We start from the raw sequence: 19,295 nt of genomic DNA, 5'->3' as shown, positions 1-19,295 counted from the left end.
ACTTATTTAGTTAAAGGAAAAACTATATTTCACATCGACAGAATTATCCGTACCGGATCGGCCGATTAGTCTGACTCGTCGCGACAACTGCCAACTGATCTTCAATGCACCACTGGCGTCTGAGACGCCGCGCTCGACCGACAAAACTAGTCCTGGTCGCAAACGCTTACCAATACTCACCACCTTATCGTTTGAAGATGCTCCTACCGCTGTCGCACCGGCGACGGTTTGACTTGGTAATTTAGAGGAACCACCATTTTCGGCCGGCCCAATCGAAAATTCATCAAAGCCCAAATCTTGTACTAATTCACGCGGAATATTTCGACTGCCATCACCGCCAAAGATCGCACCCGCGGCAGACAGCAGTAGTGAGGCATCGGCAGTACCAACCTGATCGGATTCGCGCCCCAACACTAACCAAGAAATTTTTTCACTATCCGGCACATTAGGCTCAGAGACTAGTCGCACCTGCGGACTGGCCACAGTACCGGTCACATCCACACCGGCTTCAACGGCTAAGCCCTTACGCAGAGCGCGTATATTTAACGCCGGGTTACTAGGTGCACCTTGAAAAATCAAAATGCCCCGTTCAATTTCTAATTGCTGTCCATATCCTTCATACTGCCCACCATTGGCAATGATAGATCCGCTGGCATGTACCGGCGAACCATCATTACTGCGGAGTCGTAGAGTCCCAGTAAGTGCGGTTTGTAAACCTCGTCCGACAAACACAAAACGAGGCCCCATATCGATTTGCAAATCCAATTTTGTCTTGAGACCTTTTTTACTGTCGTCTAAGGCGATGTCTTCATCGATAAGTTTGACACCTTTGGAAACAATCACATCGCTGGACAGGCTCGGTGGCGGCAATTTGGGCAATTTGAAATAGGCGGCATCCGCTCGTAGTTGACCGATTAATGCCCAAACATTATCCACCTGAGTAATATTCGCCTGTCCACTGACCACGAGACAACGATCTTTTCTCTGCAGCAGCGGAAAACTCTTCCAATCGGCTTGTATCTTTCCAGTTTGGGTGCGCCAATTCACTTCACCCGTCGCATTGAAACTACCCTCTCGGCCGCTCCAATCCAAATCCTGCAATTGTTCGACTTTCGGCACGTAGTTCACTTTGTTAGAAAACTTCAGTTGTTCCAATTTAAGAACATCTTGGTTCAATTGTGCCCGCAGTTCGCCATTAGGAAATAACAAACCTTCGGAAGCAAATGCCAACTCTAAACCTCGACCTTCGAGATTCGCTTGATACGTGGGCTTAGAAAATTTTCCACCAAAACTGGCATCCAATTTCAACTGCCCTTTCACCGCCAATTCGGAACTAAATTGTCCGACCAGCCATTGCAACTCGGACGTGTTGGCGAGTAGTGTGCCGGTGAGTGGCGCTTCAGAACTAAATGTCCATTTATCGTTAATTCTTTGAAGTTGCGTTTCTAGGGTCGCTCGCCATTGTCCCAAGCGACTTCCTTGTGCGCTCAATTGCATCTTGACGCGCTCGGCGTCACTCCCGGCAATGACCCCACCTGCTTGCAACTGCAGCGCAAATTCACTTAAACCCAAGGGCATGGTTTGCCCTGTACCATCGGCATCTTGCACCGTCAAATCACCGCTCTGGCGGCGCACTTGTATGTCGCCAGGTAGATTATCTTTTAATTGCAAATCCCACAGCAAACCCAGGCGCAAATCGCCGTGCAAGCGCTCTTGCGGACGAACAAATTTCACCGCTTCCATCACAGGAAAGTCGTCCCATTGTGCTTTGCTACGTAAGGATAGTGGTGTCCAATCGACAGACTCAAGTGCTAATTTCCCAAAGCCGCCTGCGAGGCGAGCACTGCCTATCGTAATTTTTGTTGCACTGAGACTCAGATTCATAGGGCTCAATAAGACCATGTCATCAAGTGGCATATGCGATGCTATTTTTGCGCCAAAGCCACTTAGCTTTAGCTGTTCTACCCTCCCACTCCAACTCTTGCTATCCTCCGTTGTCCCAATACGCTTTGCTCCCGGCATTAAGCTTGATACCAGTCCGCCCTGCGCTTGCAACAAGAGTTGTTGTGACTTTTCAAATTGAGCACTAGCTGCAATGGTGTGATTTTTGAGCGTGCCAACTATCGATAGTTGCAGCTGCTCCAGCAGTGTCCTGCGTTTCTCAATTGGTAAAGTCGACATAGCCTTTTCTGTCGGCGCCAAAGCTATGCTTGCACTCCTCAATTCCTTCGTCTTCACTTGCAACTTCAAAGGATCGTCAGGATTGGTACTGATCTGTAACTCACCATCTAGCTGTTCGATAGCGAAACCACGGGTAGAGCGTAGGTCTTGGGCGTGGACATCCAAGTTCGCTGTCAATGCATCTAACTTACCACTCACAGTCGCCTTCGCACGCGCCACTCCGGTTAAAGAAAAACCAGTCACCGATTCAAATAAGGCAAGGTCGTCTGCCTGTAAATTAATTTGTAAAGGCTCTTGTAAATTACCAAGTACACCGTGCGCTGATAACTGGTTAGCCCCCCATTGCATTTGAACTTGATCAAGCTTCAGCGACTTTGCTTGCTGCCACTCGGCTTGCCCAGTGGCGAATATCTTTTGACCAGACAATTCGCCTGAAAGATTAGGCACTTGTAACTTCACCACTGCATTACCTGACAAGGTCCCAGCCAAATCAATCTCCCCATCAAGCCTGCCATGTGGCATCAAGCTCCAATGCGCGGGATCGAATTGCGTCATTTTCGCCTGTAATTTAAAAGCCTGATTGCCTTCGAAATTAAACTCACCACTACCAACTAATTTGGCCTGTTCAGCCTGCAGTTCAAAACGTTTAAACTGCAACATACCATTCGTACCCGCACGATTTAAAACGAAACTGGCGTCCGCCAATAGACTCGCTCGCGGTTCTGTTAACTGCGCCTGAAAATCGATGCGTTGCTGTTCTTTAGCCTGCAATTGCAAATCGCCTTGAATGCGACTCTGGCGCAAACGACTATCAAGCTGCGCGAGATTAATATCCTTTAGAGATAATTTTGTATCGATCAATGGCAATTTTCCCTGTCTAAATTGCAGCTGACTATCGACAGTAACGCTACCGGCAATCAATTCAATTTTGCCCTTGCTAAACGTAAGCAATCCATCCGCCCAGTCTAACTTCGACACTAAGGTCTTGAAAGGCAATCCTAGTTTGTCTATGGTCTGCGGAGCACGGTTAAGAATATGAATTTCACCAGTCAAAACTTTTAGCTTCTGCGGTGTTTGCTGCTGCGGAGCAGCTTGAGTTGACGAAGTTGACGGTGTTGATTGCGGTTGCAAATTCGCAGAGATTTCTAACATCGCCGACGGCGCATGTTGATTGATCCACTGGGGATTAAGCCTTGAAACCTTCAGTTGTACTTCACGGATAAGATCATTGGAAAATGGTGCAACACGTAATTGCACATCTGCATTCACTTGTTGTGTAGGATCGGCTTGTAGACCATCATTCGATTTATCAACCGATTTTGCCTGCAACAACAAGTCTTGCAGAGAGCCGCTGACGCGACCTTGAATCAACACTTTAGGTAAATCTTGACTCGCCTGTCCGTGGTACGTCAATTCACCAGAAATGGGAAATGGTTGAGCAGTTTTGATCGTACTCTTCAAGCGCAAGCCACCCCAGGCAGAATCAAGCTGCACGGCAAATTGATGCTCACCTGCACTGGTCTGTAGATTTGCGACGACAGACTTCAACTCGATTGGGTTTATTTCCTTTCCATCCGCAGTTAATTCACTGATCACGATACGACCGACGGCAGCTTGTTTGATTGCAAGGTTAAATGGTAGTTGCAAACTAGCAGGCAAGTTGGCTGGTGTTTTGCTGGCGACACTAGCGACTCGCAGTGTAGAAATCGACACAGCAGACACTTCAACACGCCCACGCATCAAGGCCCAGGCTTGCCAATCCAATTGCAAGCCACTGAGACTGATTTTGTGCAAAGGATCACGATAAATCAGTTCATCGATTTGTAAACGATCAGCCAAACGCCCGCTTACATCATGAAAGCTTAAGCGACCACCGCTGACGGCTTCCACGCTATGTAAGAAGAAACGACTTCCGCCCTGTGTTTGAAAGATCCAAAATACCGTGAGTACGCACGCCAGTACGAGCAAGCCGAGACTCAATAAAAATTTGCTCTTCGCTCGCTTCACCACGACAGGCGCGCCGGCAATGTCACCTCCCCCAAGTGATTCAGGCGAACCCTCAACTTGCTGCTGCGTTGACTTATCTTGGTATTGCATGCTCAATGAGGATGAAAATAAAAAAGCTAATGATTAAAAAGCGATCGCGATAGAAAAATCTAGGCGAAATTTTTTGACTTGTTTTCCGTAAGCCAGATCCAAAGCGATTGGACCCGCTGGCGTTTTAATTCGAGCGCCGACACCCACGCCTTGCTTGACCTTAAACTCACGCCAATTTCTTGCCGCATCACCGGCATCAAAAAAAGCTGCCAATCCCAAACTGTCCGTACGCCAGTGAACATATTCAAGACTTGATGCCGCCATCATACGGCCACCAATGACGGCTTTACCATCAACCACGCCCAGACTTTGATAAGCATAACCACGTACCGATGTACTTCCCCCTGTACGGAATAAATAATCCTCTGGAATACCATCAACACTAGAACTAAAAATCTGACCAAATTCTGCACGCAGCAAAATACTGTCACGTTGCGCCACTGGCCACCAATATTGATATTTACCGTACACACGCACAAAGCGTTGATCTGAAATAATCGCCTTATCTGAGAATGCCAAGTCCAATTGCGCTCGTTGCCCTTGTCTTGGCGCAAACACATCATCAACATCGCGCCACGTCCAACCTACGCTGGCAACCAGAGCTCTGCTTTTACGTTCCGCTTCCAAGGCTGTGTTATCGTTTTTCACTACTTTTTCTTGCGTATAATTCAGCCCTAAGCGTTGCTCAACCATTCCATGCGTGATACTACGTTTCACGCCAAATGCAGATCGTGTCTGCAATAGCCCTTCTAAGTTAGAACGGTCAAACAGCACACCCAAAGAATCTAGCCGATTATTATCGTTTGGGGGTAAATAGATATCCGCGTAGGATAACTGGCGCTTTTGCTCCAACCGAACCGCTGATCGTAGATCCCACACTCGTCCAAATACATTACGGTCACGATAACTCATCTCCGTCCTAAATCCGGTGTTGGTGCTATAGCCAGTACCGAATCCTAAATCTCGTGCCTGTCTTTCAACCAACGAAACTTCAACGGGTAAAGCGTCGGCCTTGGTAGCATCGGTATCAATGTTGAATGCGACAGTAGAAAAATAGGCGGAGTTTTGCAGTGCACGTTGAAACTCCAGCAGACGAGAGCTGGTGTACACGTCGCCTTTCCTCGGCGGATTGAAACGATCTATCAGCCACAAAGGATAGCGTTCCAGACCAGTAATCATCAAATCACCGATAAGAAAGGCAGATCCACTGTCGACATCCAATTCCAAATTGGCAGAATGTGTGTCGGCATCAATGTTGGCACGACTATCAACCAAAGTAGCGCCAGCATAGCGATGTGAGCGCAAACTTTCCATCAGCATCGTTTTCGCGCGACTCCATTCGTCCTGACGAAATGCCTGTCCTTGCGACAAGCCCCACGCCTTTACCAGTTGATCGCGGCGCCCTATGGCTTCTTTATCGCCAGCTTCTATGCTCGCGGACAAAGCACCGGTAAAATTAATACTGACAGATTTGATGGTCGTGCGCACACCCGGATCAACCTGCACATTTACACGGCTTCCATCGTCTTTTTTATCAAACTGAATCTGCGCTGAAAAATAGCCCTCGGTAGCCAAAATCTCACTAATATCGCGCTGTAACTTCCGCAGAAAGCCGGGCGTTGGGATCTGCGGTTCCGCATTCCCCGATAACACTGGGACATGTTCCTCCAACAAGTCCGCAAGTGCTCCATCCAATTTATCTAAGTAGTAACGTGCAAAAATTCCCTCCGTTTGAGGAAGCTCTTTGCCAGGCAGTTGTTCTCGTGGTGATTGTTGATGTTGGACAGTTTGCTGAGTTTGCCCCTGTGCAGTCTCACTTACGACAAGCAACATAGCAAACAACACTATGGCAGAAACAAGCTGTTGAATTTCACGCTCAAGGTAATGAATCATGCCAACACACTACTTAGTAGCGAGCCCCACACGTTGTATGCCTAATTTTTTCGCTTCAGAGATCACTTGTATGACTTCATCATATTTAATATCTTTGTCGCCAGACACAAGCACAGATAACTCCGGTTTTGCTTCGTGATATTCGCGTAATTTTTGCAATAACTGCTTACGATCCAAACCTGTCTCTTTCGCTTCTTGTTTGCTATTGCCATTACTACTTCCGCGGCTCGTGATGCTGATTGTCGCCGACGCATCTGGGCTGAGCGCGATCTCGATAAAGTCAGAAGGTGGCTTAGTCGACTGACCTGCGGTCGGTAGATTAATCACATTAGGATTCGTCATCGGTGCTGCCACCATGAAAATCACCAACAACACCAACATCACGTCGATGTAAGGCACTACATTAATTTCTGCTTTAAATTTGCGTTTACGTTCGCCACGAAGAGAACTCATGAATAATCTCTACATCGCCTAGCGTGATTGTCTCTGCAAAATATTGGAAAATTCTTCAATAAACGTTTCGAAGCGAATCGCCAGTCGATCAATATCATGTGAGTAGCGGTTATATGCCAACACAGCGGGAATCGCCGCAAACAAGCCAATCGCGGTCGCAATCAAGGCCTCTGCGATACCTGGAGCCACCGCGCTCAACGTCGCTTGTTGTACATTCGCCAGACCACGGAATGAATTCATAATTCCCCAAACGGTTCCTAACAAACCGATGTATGGAGACACCGAACCCACGGAAGCCAAGAAAGACAAATGAGATTCAAGGTGATCCATTTCCCTTTGATATGACGCTCGCATCGCACGACGAGCACCGTCTAACATCGCACTTGCATCCAAGCTCGCTTTATTCGCCGCCTTCACTTTATGATATTCATTCATACCGGCTTCAAAGATTCTTTCTAAGGCGCCAGTTTTGTCGCGACTACCACGATGATTCGCCGTCGCTTGCTGATAGAGCTCGACTAAATTTCCACCCGCCCAAAACTGTTTCTCAAACTGCTCCGTCTGTGCTCGGGCTTTTTTGATCGAAAACATTTTGCTGAAGATGTAGTTCCAGCTCATGATTGAAACAAGCAAAAGAATTGCCATCACAATTTGCACCAAAGGTGAGGCATTCAATATCAACGCGGAAAAGGATAAATCGTGGGTAACTGTCATGATTATTTTTGGTAAAACACTGCAAATCTAAAAATGCAACCAGCGAATAAAAGTTCACTGGTCACCTGTTTATGTAACTGTCGAATTGTTGGCGCTATTTCTCATTCACAAACAATGCGGGCTGAATCAACTGCAACACTGGTTTAGGAATGGGCATAGAGCGCCATTGTTCCATATCAACACAACAAATCGTCACCTTGGCACTGGTCAACATGCGTTCACCGCACCAAACTTCCTGCAAAAAAACGATCGAAGCTCGTCCAGTCTTTTCTACAACCACCGTGACACGAAGTTCATCATCCAGACGAGCCGATGCATGATACTCGACTGCGGTGGCTTTGACGACAAACACGGCATTAAATTCTGCCAACATCTGTTTTTGATGCACGCCAATCTCACGCAACCACTCCGTTCGCGCCCGCTCAAAAAACTTTAAATAATTCGCATAAAAGACGATCCCACCGGCATCTGTATCTTCGTAATATACGCGCACTGGCCAGTTAAATGTTGCTGTCATTTCTCATTCATTTCTACTTTGAAGTGGACGCTCAAAAGGCGTTAACATGAATTAATTGCGCTGAATCGCCAAAGGACCAAAGCCCTGACACATCGGCATCATTTCAATATAGTTGACATTCACGTGTGGAGGCAAAGTGGCGATCCAATACGCTGTTTCTGCAATATCGTCTGCTGTCAATGGCTGTGTTCCCTGATATACCTTGGCGGCCGCATGATCGTCACCTTTCAAGCGCACATTAGAAAACTCAGTGCCACCACATAAACCAGGTGCAATATTACTTGCCCGCACCCCAGTGCCAATTAAATCCGCACGCAAGTTCAAAGTGAACTGATCAACAAACGCCTTAGTGGCTCCATACACATTACCACCTGGATAGGCGGTAGAACCAGCGATAGAGCCAATATTTACAATGACGCCATTTTTACGTGCTATAAAATGCGGCAATAACGCATGCGTCATGCGCACCAGTCCCTTATTATTGGTATCTATCATGGTTTCCCAATCTTCCAGACTCGCGGCTTGAGCTGGAGCAATACCGAGTGCTAAGCCGGCATTATTAACGAGCACGTCGATATCCCTCCATTCAGCGGGCAGATTTGACAGCATCGACGCGATCGACGCTTTATCGCAAACGTCCAACTCGGCAACGTACAATGCAGTTCCCAATTCCAACTGCAATTGTTGCAGGCGATCAAGGCGGCGCGCGGCAGCAATGACGCGATGACCATGTCGAACGAACTTACGCGCCATCGCTGCGCCAAACCCTGAACTTGCGCCGGTGATCAATATCAGCATGGAAATTTCCTTGTGAGTTTGAATATAAAACGTCATTTTAAAGCTTTTTGATCCGCAGAGTTTTGCCGTAGGACACAACAGAGATATTGAAGATCGATTTTTCTTATACCAAAAGACATTTTCAATGATCTTAAACCCATTTTTATTATCATTTCACTTTTAACAGAATATCATCTCGCCCTAAGTTTGCTGCCGAAGTTTCATGTAGATTGCTGTTCGAATCTCGATTAAAACCGAGGCCAGACCAGCGTCTTAGCGCAATATCACCACAACTAAATGAAAGCAAATCTGAAAACCTTCTCAGAATTTGAAAGCAGTCTTTACCTTTACCTAACTTGCCGAAACACCCCTGTTGACGTAAAATTCGGACACCATTTTGTCTCACGCAACTGGCGAAAATGCAGCAATTTTTTATCCAAAGATTGCTTGCAGAAGATGGAGTTCCATCGTGAAGCGTGAGATTTGCAGAGTCAAAGATGTCGATTCTGGCCGTACGCCTGGGTATCCCGATGGTAAAAGTGATTGAGACTTGTATCCGCAAGTTAGCGCATTTTTACAGATCAGTCCCAATCCAATTTTTCATTTTTTACGCTTTTTTCTACAGGAAACCCATGTTCTCCAAGAATCATACTCTCGCTAATATCGATCCAGAATTGCTCGCCGCGATTCAAGCCGAAAATGTCCGTCAACAAGAACACATCGAGTTGATCGCCTCTGAAAACTATACTTCACCAGCCGTCATGGAAGCACAAGGCTCCCAATTGACTAATAAGTACGCAGAAGGCTATCCAGGCAAGCGCTACTACGGTGGTTGCGAACATGTCGACGTCGTTGAGCAACTAGCGATCGACCGCTTGAAACAAATTTTCGGTGCAGAAGCTGCCAACGTGCAACCGAACTCCGGTTCACAGGCTAATCAAGGCGTGTTCTTCGCAGTTTTGAAACCAGGCGATACGATCATGGGGATGTCCTTGGCTGAAGGTGGTCACTTGACGCATGGTATGCCGTTGAACATGTCGGGCAAATGGTTCAACGTGGTGTCTTATGGTTTGAACGACAAAGAAGAAATTGACTACGAAGCGATGGAACGTCTGGCACGCGAAAGTAAACCAAAATTGATTATCGCTGGAGCCTCCGCCTATTCCTTGCGTATTGATTTTGAACGTTTCTCTAAAATCGCTAAAGAAGTCGGTGCTTATTTTATGGTTGACATGGCGCACTATGCGGGTCTGATCGCCGCTGGTGTCTATCCCAATCCAGTACCATTTGCGGACTTCGTGACATCAACAACACACAAGTCTTTGCGCGGTCCACGTGGTGGCATCATCTTGATGAAAGCAGAACACGAAAAAATCATCAATTCGGCTATCTTCCCAGGCTTGCAGGGTGGTCCATTGATGCACGTGATCGCTGGTAAAGCAGTGGCTTTCAAAGAAGCTTTGAATCCAGAATTTAAAACCTACCAAGAACAAGTTGTGAAAAATGCCGATGCATTAGCTAAAACGTTGATCGAACGAGGCTTACGAATTATTTCTGGTCGCACTGAGTCACACGTTATGTTGGTTGATTTGCGTTCTAAAAACATCACTGGCAAAGCGGCGGAAGCAGTTTTGGGCTCTGCACATATCACTTGCAACAAGAACTCGATCCCGAACGATCCGGAAAAACCATTCGTGACTTCTGGCATTCGCTTAGGTAGCCCCGCCTTGACCACACGTGGCTTCAAAGAAGCAGAAGCAATCAAGATCGGTCATTTGGTAGCAGATGTACTAGATAACCCTAACGATGCTGCAACAATTGAACGCGTAAAAGCAGAAGTCAAAAAATTAACTTCCGCCTTCCCTGTCTACGGGAACTAAGTTAGACCAAAAAGCCACTTGAGAAAGTGGCTTTTTTTACGCCTACCAAAACAAAATCACAACCAAAATGCATTTCATCAAGCATAATTAGCACCGCCATTATTGATAACAAAACGAGCTAGGCCGAACCAAAACCGATAATGAGAATAAAAACCAAGCGAATGTATCAAGAGAATATCAAACACGGCCAACAGAAAAATCATGAAATGTCCATACTGCCATCACGCTGATACCCAAGTGATTGACACGCGAATATCGGAAGAAGGCGACAGCATACGCCGTCGCCGCCGCTGCGCAAGTTGCGATAAGCGCTTCACGACCTATGAACGAATTGAGTTGGCGATGCCAGTCATCGTCAAAAAAAATGGCAGTCGCTCTGAATATGAATCTTCGAAGTTGCGCGCTAGTTTAATGCTCGCACTCAGAAAGCGACCAGTGTCGGCTGAAGCTGTCGATACTGCAATTCAACGGATAGAAGAAAAGCTGTTAGCTAGTGGCGAACGCGAAATAGTCTCGGGGCATCTAGGAGAACTAGTCATGCGAGAACTCAAGCGGCTAGATAAAATTGCCTATATTCGCTTCGCCTCGGTATATAAAAGCTTCGAAGACGTCTCAGAATTTGTTGAAGCGATTCAGGAAGTTAAAAAAAAATAGCGAGCATACTACATTGTACGTCTCGCTATCTCTATGCATTTAAATGCCGTGAAAATCCACTTGCTTACTTAGCCCAACAAGTCTCCGTCGTCATACCATCCTTCAACGATCCAACTGTGCCTTGCTGCCCAAGGCTGTTGATTGTGAGTGTCGCACACGCATCCGTCGCCATACCATTAGTTGGCACTGCTTGAATCGCAAAAGTGGTCACTGACAACGCAGGAACTGCTCGAAAAGAAATATTGTAGTTTACCTTTGATCCAGTTGCCCCACGAGGAGACACCAAATTTGGTAGTACTGGTGGTACTGGGACAGCAGCAGCAGTTTGCAAATAGGAACTATTTTCCGTAAAAAACCTTTCCATAAACTGGGCGTTTTCCAGCAGCAACCCACGCACTTCAGCACGATTACCTCGCCGAACATTGTCACGATAACTAGGGTAGGCGATAGCCGACACAATCGCGAGAATAGTCATAGCGATCAGTACTTCTATCAGTGTAAAACCACGAAACTCATTTCGTTTAAATAAAATCATTTCACTTCCTCTTGTGTTTTATAGTCAACAATTTTAAGGGCGACCAATTAACTGACGCCATAAGCGTGTGACTGGAATAGCGTCAGACATACCCCTCTTGTCATCGATACCGGACTTAATTTTCCCTGTCCTCGCATCTGCCTGCACAACCTTTATCTGACGATTACCAAGACGAATCACTGTGGTACCATGAGTCGCACTAGACTGAACCCCACTAACCATAGTATCGTTGGCATCGATCTTGCCATCTTTGTTCGTATCTATCGTTTTATAACCCAGAGCACTACCAGCCAAAGGGCTAATTTGCAGCGTCGTTGATAAAGCATCAATCACACATAAGTCAGAACTATTACCTGGAATGAGGGTAGTGATAATCACTTGATCTTCCAAAATAATGGGATCTGTTACCACTCGCTCACCATTCTTGATCTTTAAGGTAATGAACCATCCTCGCTTACTACTCCAATTCACCACATTTTTTGACAGTGTATAAAAATTTCCACTTGCAGCTAAAGTTTGTTCCTGCAACTGTGATTGCGTGACACGAGATGGAATTTTTTTGTCCCAAATACCGTAGATGGTTTCTTTATCAACGGTAGCAGCATCGGTATCTTCAAATATCTTTCCGGTAGCAAACACCACGATATAACCACCATCCGGGTGAGGAAACAACTGCGGCTGCGTCGTAATCGGCTGCTTTCGACTAGTATCTACAGCAGTGAACAAAGCTTCACCTGCACCAAATGCCAAGCCTGGGGTAGTCACTAATGAGGGAGATGTTCCAGTGGTAACGAAATCAAATTTCCACATATTACCCTGCAAATCACCGGCATATGCAGCCGCAATGGTTGAATCAGCATTCAACAAAAGTTTAGGTGTCGCAAGACCATTCGGTGCGCCACTCCCTCCAACGCCTGTATCAATTTTTCGAATGATGTCACCAGACTTCAAATCGACCACATACAAAAAGGCCTTTCTGTTGACACTATCAAATCCATTTCCAAAAACACCTACCCAACGACCGTCGCGCATGACACCGATCTGCGCTACGCCAATCGTAAACCCAAGGTCATTATCCAAAGAAGGCGTGGTTGAATTTCGTTCCCAAAGCACTTTCGTTTGATCAAAAGAACTCGGATCAGTGACATCCAATGCGAACACTGATTTTCCACCTGCACCAGTCGTTCCAAGTAATACTGTTTTCCATGGGTTATCAGGATTTGAACCTATAGCAGCATCCGCAATATTAGGTGTTCCATCGACATAAAAACGATGCACATAGTTTGGCTTGGCTAGTTCATGCAAATTTGGCACAACGGCTTTTGGTATAAATGCAAAACGCTCAGTACCACCAGTTCCCGACTGTGTCGCATCAAACGCATGCAACATACCATCATTGCTGCCAACATAAACGGTTGGCACTCGACTTAATCGATTTGTTCGGAAGTAACCGGCATAAGTTGATTTGCCCTTAATGTCGGACGGCAAAAGACTATAGCCGCCGTCTTTTCCTTCTTTCACATACTGCGGATCAGAATTAACTAAATCTCCAAGCAAAACCTTGCGAGTCCGGAATGGTTTCGACTCCTTAGAGCGCTCACCTTTTAGGTATTGCACAATGTCATCGCCAGTAACTGTATAAGTGGGTGCGTATGCCGCCGCGGCAGTCGTTAGGATGCCTTTGTGAGTACTATTTAGATTTGTATAATTAAACTCTGTACCGCTCTTACCATCATCGCTTGCTACCGTAAAAATCTTGCGTGAAGCGGGCAGACCAATTTTAGTATCGGTATCCCAGTCATTGGGACTAACGATGTTTCCCGTATTTTCATCAACAGACTTTTGCTCCAAACGTCCGGACCAATCAGCCGTTTGATAGGTCGAGGTATATAATTTCAACCCCGCTTCCAGTGTACTTTTCGATGTTGCAACGGCTGCAGCATCGCCAGAACGAGCAGCTATCTCATTCAAGGCGACGTTTAAAGCATCTGCGAATGCTTCCGGATTGCCAGCACTAAAAAACTTACCACGTGAATTCAAGGCCGCATGCCAAAGATCATCGATCTGATTCGTTGCAGCAGCGGGCCAATTTTTACTGCCAGATGTTAGCAAAGGTAAATCTGTCGTCGGATCTAAGTTACCTTTCACACCTAGCCCAACAGTATATTGAACCAAGTGTTGCCAAAAAGCTGGATTACTACCATCTCTGGGCAGCGGCACATTTTTCTTGGCTTGCGGCCAATCTGACCTTAAATCAGTCACCCAATAATACATCGCGATGTCCGCTAAGGTATCAGACTCGCCGTCTTTGTACGGTGCGGACGCTGAATATTTATAGGTACTGCCATCTGCAGCTGTTTTGGTCGTACCATTATTACCATCCCAGTTGTACGCACGCCCTCCAAGAGCACCCGTGCCATTCCAATAGCCGTCGGTCATCAAAATATTATAATTTTGACGACAGCTCAACTGATCCACCACGTCGCCTTGGTTATATTTCGTCTGCCATGGGCCAGTTTTTGTTTTATCCATAAAGTACTGACCAATATCATCCACCGCGGTTCGCAAAGGCGTACCTTTCGCTGGGATCTTGCTTTGATAAAGTGTACTCAAAAAAGCCTTTTTATTCGTAACATCAAAATCATCAGACACATGTGAAACTTTGGTACCCGTGGTATTAATGGTGCCAAACCCAACTCGCAAAGTGGCAGCTTGGTTTGCAAAAGCGCGACCGCTACCTGCTCTCGCACTCAGTATCCGAGAGCGATAATATTGAAACCAATTTGCAAAATTAATAATTTCTTCATTGTACGTACAAATCGACCCGCCACAATCGGACCGCGCTGGGGCTTTTGTTGGGAATGTTGTACTCGCTTTGATTTCAATACGCTTAAAACAACTCAGTTGACTGGTCGTACAAGAACCAAGATTACTAGGATTGTATTGGAAATAAGTAGCAGGATAAAAAGTCGTCTTTGATGCACTATTAATTGTCCAAGTCGGCTTATCAGTTATATCATTTGCTGCGTCATTCAACCAATAATTTCCATGCAAGGTTCGTGATTGTTCCACAGTCAAATTCAAAGTCGCCGTACTCATTCCGGAAACGGTCACGGGATTATATTTGGCTGCCACTGGATCCGCATTCGCCATAGGATTACCATAGGGGTCAGCGATCGAGACTGATGCAACATCGACCCATGGTTCATAGCGTATTTTAGGGTCGTAATACATTTTATTGACCTCTGCAGAACGCCAGCGAGCAACCGTAATATTGTCTGAAAAACCCACCACTGCTTCCAATTTTGATTCGTAATTGCCATTCGTACCTGTGTTATAGACGTCGTCAGGATTTGGAAAAGTGCGAACAACCCAACAATTACTGCCACAATAAGTGAACACATCAGTTCTTGAACCATCTGTGCCTGAGATGCCGGTAGGCCTAACCGTATCCGGCATAACCTCAAACATCATCGAGCCAGAATCATCCAATGTATAAAAGACATTCGGTGGCACGTTCGCTTTTACGAGTGGAGGTAGATTTGAAATCGCCGCCAATGTCGGTAATGGCATCAGAATTTGCGCGCAAACCAATGCTTGGACGAGCAAGACTGAAGAAAAAGATTTTCTGTTTAACATAATAAACCTCTATCAATAATTACCACAGCGAATTACGGCTTGTAACCACACCACACCGGTATTGACACTACCGACGCCGCGAGCCGTAATCACCCAAGGATTTGACGTATCGCGATCCGGACGATCTCCAGGTACATCCCAACGCTCTAACATGCATTGAGGCTGGGCTGCTACACCAGGCACACTATCGAGACCCGACAATCGAATAGCACTATTCGGCCCAGGAACATCTTTCCAATTATCCATATTTGCCCATTGCATAGGGAAACCAAGCATGACATCCGTAGCGTTACCTGGCACTTTAGGATCGTTGTCATCACCTACACGCTTTTTACACATTTTGGAATTACCAGGCGTTAAAAACAACATACTTTCACAAAATCTCAAGGCACGTTCTGCGGCTTGAAATGCCAAATCTTGCGCTCTCAGATTAAATGACACTTTCTCATCCAAAGTCGCTTTCTTTATTGATGTCACGGCCAACATGGTCATTACAACCAAAAAAATCATACTCACCGCGAGAACAAACCCAGATTGCTTACGTCGAAAATCAAATCTCATGTTGCCCCCACTGAGCGATTTCGAATCGCAATGGTCGTTGAAAAAACACCACGTAGTCGTCGATCCGGCGCCAAAACCTGCTGATCGTCACAATTACGGTAGGTTTGAGGCCTAGTCGCTACAAAATCATTTGCGGTACGCATGACGATACATATTCGAAGCGACACCACTCGATCCCACGGATGAACGCCACCAGCGGCAAATGTATTTGGCATAGCGTTAATGAAATCCGCAGTGACAAACTGGTCTACTACTTGAAGCGGAGCGGGAACGATGGACGATATACCATAACGGATTTTCATCATCTCGACATTTTCAGCAATTGGTTGTGCCGGATTAGCAAAGGAGGCACCAGTGAGAGTATTTCCATTTCCTTGACAATACAGTTCTGGATTACCAGTCACGGGATTGACACGAACAAAAAATCGATTTTCTATCCGAAAATAGGGGCCCACCCCGCCTCGCTCTTTTCCGGTTGGAGGAATTGGCGGCGACAATACCACAGCAGCGCCTAAACAATCAGTATTGAGAGCACCTCCAGTAGCGATTTGGGTACTTCTTTGATCAACATCTCGGCGAACCAAAAAAGCGTCAGAAGTTGAGCCTGCGGCACACGCTATAGAATTGATGTCTGCTGCCGGATCAGCGAACCCATTTGCACATCCACGAATTGCATTATTTGGCTGAGGTGGCGCACCGGGTACTGGTGGGACGGTATAACTCGAATGCGAAACTGGCATTCTAGCCATATACGATGCTGGATCTTGACTTGAAACTCCCTCATCGGAACTCAGTAAAGTACCATAACCTGCCATACGAACTTGAGTCGCCATAATGTTAAGCGCTAGTCGCCCCTCTTCATCCAGTCGAGTCTTATCGTCATTCGCGCGAAACAATTGTCGATTGCCTATAAAGAGCGAGCTGATGGCAACCAAGATTACCATACCTATCGTGAGAGCAATCATGATTTCTACGATCGTACGCCCTTGCATACGGTCCAATCTATATATTGAAGAAGTCATCATATTCAAATTGTATAGTTAAGATTATAGCAACGAACACCTACTGGCGCTTTTGCAACTGGGGGACAGGTCGCATCAAGTCCGTTAAAAGAGGGCTCTTTCCACATGACGGTAATGATAAAAGTCGGATAGGTCGTACCTGGAACAGGTACCACAATGCCGGTCCCCCCGACTAAGCGACGTTGCAAATCTCTCAACCACTCTTGAATATCGTTCGCGGCAATTTGCGGTTGCTGACAGGATGAGGTTTTACAATTATTTGGAGGGGTATGATTTGCAACTGAACTAATATTGTATTCTTCTTGAAATGTATAACTAAGAATATTGCCAGCTTTAATATTATCGGCTTGCATCGGATCCGGTGGTTGACTAATTTTAACTATACCAGCCCAATTGCTTCGCATACGATCACCCAAATCCGCTGCTGCTTGCGTTGCCTCAGATCGCTGACTAGATGATTTTTGGAACCTCATCGCGTTAGTCTGCAAACTTGCTAGCCCTAGAAGTCCGATTGCCATTACAACAATCGCAATCATAATTTCAATGAGTGTGGCACCAATTTGCTTATGTTTCATTTTTCAAAGTCCTCAAATTAAGAACAATTTGGCATTTTACCGACTCGGGCACGGCCACCTATTGCGACGCAAACTGCTCGCTCTGAGGTTGCAAAACCAGATGGTGCACTAATTTCAAAATTTACAGCTGTAAATGTTTGACCGGTGCTTCCGAAGCTAATGCATTGAATCCCGTTACTTGGAACCACCGCCCCCTCTCTTGAAGATGCCAACAAGGAATTCTGCGCTCTAATCAAATCTTCGCCCGCATCAATAACACAATTCGCATTTCCATCAACAAACATTAGCCAACCGCTTCCCCAACCGACATTAGTTCCTGCAGTACTGGGAGAGTTGTCACAAACAGCAATACCATCACCAGGATTGGCACTTTTACAAATTGTAACGGTTGTCCCTCGCTTCAATGCTTCAGAACGAGCCAATAACAGGTTTCCGTGAAATTCCGAGGCAACTCTTGATACTCTATTCGAGACTGTCATAGTCTGATATGAGGGAATAGCAATGCTCGCAAGAAGCGCTGTAAGTCCAATAACCACGAGCAACTCGACCAAAGTGAACCCGCATTGTTTTTCCGCTGACTTTCGATACATGAACATTTTTGACTCCTATCATGTTCATGAGTATACAGAAGTCATTCTCCTCTGCAATTTATTTCAGACAAGCGGCAATTAGACTTCGATATGAGGTCAAGGAAGAAACTTCGTTTGTTGGAAAATTGCGATTTGATGTCTCCGAAAACTTATTTCGCATTGCAAATTTTGCGATCTACTCTTGCCCTACCACCTGACGCGATACAGATATATCGGTTATTTTCGATATCAGCTTGAGAGTGAACTTGACCAATTGCAAACTGTATATAGGTACCATAGACCTGACCAAGAGAATTAAATCTTATCAATTTTCGGTTTGGGCTCGGCAAAATAGCACCTTGATCTGGACGTGAAAATAGTTTTCCTTGGACGCGTAGAATTGTGTCGTCTTCGGAAACTTTGGCATCTGCGTCACGGTCATGGAAAATTATCCAGCCATCACCCCAGCCTGAGTTTGTAAGTGGATCACTTGGAGCACCCTCACAAGTTGGCGTTGGTGTTTGTGAATTTATACTCCGACAAATGATCACATTTCCACCATATTTAAGCGCCTCTGATCGAGAATACAGAAGCCCAGAATGCAACTCACTTGTCGCGACAAAAATTCGCATTCTTTTGACGAGATTCGAATAGGAAGCCATCGCCAATGTTGAAAGCACAGCAATCATTGTCAATGTAATTAGTATTTCTATCAGCGTCATTCCAGAATGATTTAACCTTATTTTGGTCTGCATCTTGTGCACCCCCAAATCAACTAAATTGTCAAATAAAAATATAATTAAGATAAATTATATTATCACTTAGTTTCATCATAAATCAATGCCCAAATTTATCAGCACGGAAAAATTTGTCGTTTTATTACCATAAATTTAGTTAACATTGATTTCGATTTGGGTCGCTACTAATTAAATAAGTTAGAAAGTACGTATTGATCAATACGCTCAAATAGCTATCACCTGAGAAGGCGGAATAAGCTTCCAATGACCGAGTAGATTAAAAAGGTTGAATGTGGGATTGTGTCGACAAGTGAGGAAACAGGAACAAAGGGGATGTGGAATAGCAAAAGCCCCGTACTCTGTTAAGAATACGGGGCTATGCGGAATAAAAGCCTGACGATGACCTACTTTCACACTGGTTGCAGCACTATCATCGGCGCAAAGTCGTTTCACGGTCCTGTTCGGGATGGGAAGGGGTGGTACCAACTTGC

The 19,295-nt window shown here is 45.7% G+C and carries 15 protein-coding genes, 1 rRNA gene and 1 riboswitch; of the genes, 2 read left to right on the top strand and 14 right to left on the bottom strand.

Features of this window, described 5'->3' with window-relative positions; genetic code table 11:
- Positions 1–6 precede the first annotated feature (6 nt).
- The 6 genes from H8K52_RS10470 to H8K52_RS10445 all read right to left on the bottom strand — a co-directional run bounded on the left by H8K52_RS10470 (position 7) and on the right by H8K52_RS10445 (position 8,653).
- The gene (locus H8K52_RS10470) at positions 7–4,278 is read right to left on the bottom strand and encodes a translocation/assembly module TamB domain-containing protein (protein ID WP_186922852.1); all 4,272 of its coding nucleotides are present in this window, start codon (positions 4,276–4,278) and stop codon (positions 7–9) included.
- A 33-nt stretch (positions 4,279–4,311) separates the two neighbouring features.
- Complete coding sequence (locus H8K52_RS10465; RefSeq protein WP_186922851.1) at positions 4,312–6,171, bottom strand: autotransporter assembly complex protein TamA; 1,860 nt, start codon at positions 6,169–6,171, stop codon at positions 4,312–4,314.
- Positions 6,172–6,180: 9 nt separating this feature from the next.
- A complete protein-coding gene (locus tag H8K52_RS10460) occupies positions 6,181–6,624 on the bottom strand; it encodes an ExbD/TolR family protein (RefSeq protein WP_186922850.1) in 444 nt (147 codons plus the stop codon).
- 18 nt (positions 6,625–6,642) lie between these two features.
- Positions 6,643–7,338: a protein TolQ gene (gene tolQ, locus H8K52_RS10455; RefSeq protein WP_186922849.1), complete on the bottom strand. Its 696-nt coding sequence runs from the start codon at positions 7,336–7,338 to the stop codon at positions 6,643–6,645.
- A gap of 94 nt (positions 7,339–7,432) precedes the next feature.
- Positions 7,433–7,855 (bottom strand): tol-pal system-associated acyl-CoA thioesterase, encoded by a 423-nt coding sequence (gene ybgC / locus H8K52_RS10450; RefSeq protein WP_186922848.1) that lies wholly within the window; start codon positions 7,853–7,855, stop codon positions 7,433–7,435.
- A gap of 51 nt (positions 7,856–7,906) precedes the next feature.
- The gene (locus H8K52_RS10445) at positions 7,907–8,653 is read right to left on the bottom strand and encodes an SDR family NAD(P)-dependent oxidoreductase (RefSeq protein ID WP_186922847.1); all 747 of its coding nucleotides are present in this window, start codon (positions 8,651–8,653) and stop codon (positions 7,907–7,909) included.
- 375 nt (positions 8,654–9,028) lie between these two features.
- A riboswitch (ZMP/ZTP riboswitch) is annotated at positions 9,029–9,163 on the top strand.
- A gap of 101 nt (positions 9,164–9,264) precedes the next feature.
- Here H8K52_RS10445 and glyA point away from each other — a divergent pair.
- Complete coding sequence (gene glyA / locus H8K52_RS10440) at positions 9,265–10,512, top strand: serine hydroxymethyltransferase (RefSeq protein ID WP_186922846.1); 1,248 nt, start codon at positions 9,265–9,267, stop codon at positions 10,510–10,512.
- 201 nt (positions 10,513–10,713) lie between these two features.
- Positions 10,714–11,166: a transcriptional regulator NrdR gene (gene nrdR / locus H8K52_RS10435; RefSeq protein ID WP_186922845.1), complete on the top strand. Its 453-nt coding sequence runs from the start codon at positions 10,714–10,716 to the stop codon at positions 11,164–11,166.
- A gap of 64 nt (positions 11,167–11,230) precedes the next feature.
- Here the strand turns inward: nrdR and H8K52_RS10430 are convergent, their stop codons facing one another.
- The 8 genes from H8K52_RS10430 to rrf all read right to left on the bottom strand — a co-directional run.
- Complete coding sequence (locus tag H8K52_RS10430; protein ID WP_186922844.1) at positions 11,231–11,701, bottom strand: type IV pilin protein; 471 nt, start codon at positions 11,699–11,701, stop codon at positions 11,231–11,233.
- Positions 11,702–11,734: 33 nt separating this feature from the next.
- Positions 11,735–15,340: a pilus assembly protein gene (locus tag H8K52_RS10425; RefSeq protein WP_186922843.1), complete on the bottom strand. Its 3,606-nt coding sequence runs from the start codon at positions 15,338–15,340 to the stop codon at positions 11,735–11,737.
- A gap of 12 nt (positions 15,341–15,352) precedes the next feature.
- Positions 15,353–15,901 (bottom strand): pilus assembly PilX family protein, encoded by a 549-nt coding sequence (locus H8K52_RS10420; protein ID WP_186922842.1) that lies wholly within the window; start codon positions 15,899–15,901, stop codon positions 15,353–15,355.
- The gene (locus tag H8K52_RS10415; RefSeq protein WP_186922841.1) at positions 15,898–16,923 is read right to left on the bottom strand and encodes a PilW family protein; all 1,026 of its coding nucleotides are present in this window, start codon (positions 16,921–16,923) and stop codon (positions 15,898–15,900) included. Before H8K52_RS10415 ends, H8K52_RS10420 begins: the two co-directional genes overlap by 4 nt.
- Before the next feature lie 5 nt (positions 16,924–16,928).
- The gene (gene pilV, locus H8K52_RS10410; protein ID WP_186922840.1) at positions 16,929–17,498 is read right to left on the bottom strand and encodes a type IV pilus modification protein PilV; all 570 of its coding nucleotides are present in this window, start codon (positions 17,496–17,498) and stop codon (positions 16,929–16,931) included.
- Between the two features lie 17 nt (positions 17,499–17,515).
- Positions 17,516–18,094 (bottom strand): GspH/FimT family pseudopilin, encoded by a 579-nt coding sequence (locus tag H8K52_RS10405; RefSeq protein ID WP_186922839.1) that lies wholly within the window; start codon positions 18,092–18,094, stop codon positions 17,516–17,518.
- Positions 18,095–18,237: 143 nt separating this feature from the next.
- Positions 18,238–18,822 (bottom strand): GspH/FimT family pseudopilin, encoded by a 585-nt coding sequence (locus H8K52_RS10400; RefSeq protein WP_186922838.1) that lies wholly within the window; start codon positions 18,820–18,822, stop codon positions 18,238–18,240.
- A 373-nt stretch (positions 18,823–19,195) separates the two neighbouring features.
- Positions 19,196–19,295 (bottom strand): 5S ribosomal RNA (rrf, locus tag H8K52_RS10395); the annotation flags it as partial.

Source organism: Affinundibacterium seohonense (assembly GCF_014284305.1).
In the GTDB taxonomy this organism is placed as follows: domain Bacteria; phylum Pseudomonadota; class Gammaproteobacteria; order Burkholderiales; family Burkholderiaceae_D; genus Undibacterium; species Undibacterium seohonense.
The sequence above is the reverse complement of the archived record's forward strand: the minus strand, read 5'-3'. Positions and strand labels throughout refer to the sequence as shown.